The 644-nt window shown below is 37.6% G+C and carries 2 tRNA genes; both read right to left on the bottom strand.

The features are described 5' to 3' along the window. Nucleotides 1–220: 220 nt before the first annotated feature. Nucleotides 221–294 (bottom strand) — tRNA-Ala (locus tag IR083_RS17135). A 103-nt stretch (nt 295–397) separates the two neighbouring features. Further along, nucleotides 398–471: transfer RNA gene (locus IR083_RS17130), tRNA-Ile, on the bottom strand. Nucleotides 472–644 lie beyond the last annotated feature (173 nt).

Below are 644 nucleotides of genomic sequence, written 5' to 3'. Positions count from 1 at the left end.
AGGCATCCCCCATGTGCCCTTTCCTACTTTCTTTTTTTCTATCTAATAAAGTACCCGAAGGTAGTTTATTAGCAGGGTTTGATAGATTATTTTTATAATCTAACTTTACTTGCTCTTTTTTTACATCATGTCAAAGATCGTTCTCTAATGGAGAGTGGAAAATGGAAAGTGGAAAATTTTTAAACTTTCAACTCTCAATTGTCTACTTTCAATTGAGTAGTGGAGAATAACGGATTCGAACCGTTGACCCCCTGCGTGCAAGGCAGGTGCTCTAGCCAGCTGAGCTAATCCCCCGTAAGGTAATTAATAATGAAAAATTAATAATTAAGAATCGGTTTTTACCGTTATTGTTAATTGTTAACTGTTAATTATTAATTGCAACGCCTCTGCGTTGTTGTAGTCCCAGGCAGAGTTGAACTGCCGACCTCTACATTATCAGTGTAGCGCTCTAACCAACTGAGCTATAGGACTGGCAAATTGCCTGAAACTGATTATACAGCTTCTTGGTTTCTCTTGGTCAGTGAACAGTGAGCAGGTAACAGTTAACAGTATATTTCAACTCTAACCCTGTACGTACTCCCGTAAACTGAGTATATCTTAAAACAACAACATCATTTAAGAGTGTAGTACCTTTCTTAAAAAGG

The organism is Dysgonomonas sp. GY75 (assembly GCF_015234155.1).
Taxonomy (GTDB): domain Bacteria; phylum Bacteroidota; class Bacteroidia; order Bacteroidales; family Dysgonomonadaceae; genus Dysgonomonas; species Dysgonomonas gadei.
The sequence above is the reverse complement of the archived record's forward strand: the minus strand, read 5'-3'. Positions and strand labels throughout refer to the sequence as shown.